This window comes from Vibrio sp. S12_S33 (assembly GCF_963889785.1).
In the GTDB taxonomy this organism is placed as follows: Bacteria; Pseudomonadota; Gammaproteobacteria; order Enterobacterales; family Vibrionaceae; genus Vibrio; species Vibrio aestuarianus.
Genome location: NZ_CAWPQZ010000312.1, coordinates 1 through 307, shown reverse-complemented (window position 1 = coordinate 307; position 307 = coordinate 1). Strand labels below are relative to the sequence as shown.

Annotated in this window: 1 rRNA gene; it reads left to right on the top strand. The window is 43.0% G+C overall.

Annotation, left to right across the window (positions count from 1 at the left end):
• Window positions 1-157 precede the first annotated feature (157 nt).
• Window positions 158-307 (top strand): 23S ribosomal RNA (locus AACW06_RS20290); the annotation flags it as partial.

The following is a 307-nucleotide window of genomic DNA, read 5'->3' as shown; positions in this document are numbered from 1 at the left end:
TTGATACCAAACACATTCAAGTGTTCTTGGGAAAGCTTACTGCGGTAAGTTTTCAAAATTGAGTCCGGCAAAATCGAAATGTCTCTCGCTCATTTAATAAAGAGAGACACTAAACCTTGGTGACTTGTCATCAACACGAAACTTCTTCGGGTTGTATGGTTAAGTGACTAAGCGTACACGGTGGATGCCTTGGCAGTCAGAGGCGATGAAGGACGTATTAACTTGCGATAAGCGTAGATTAGGCAGTAAAAGCCACTTGAGTCTACGATTTCCGAATGGGGAAACCCACTAGCATAAGCTAGTATCG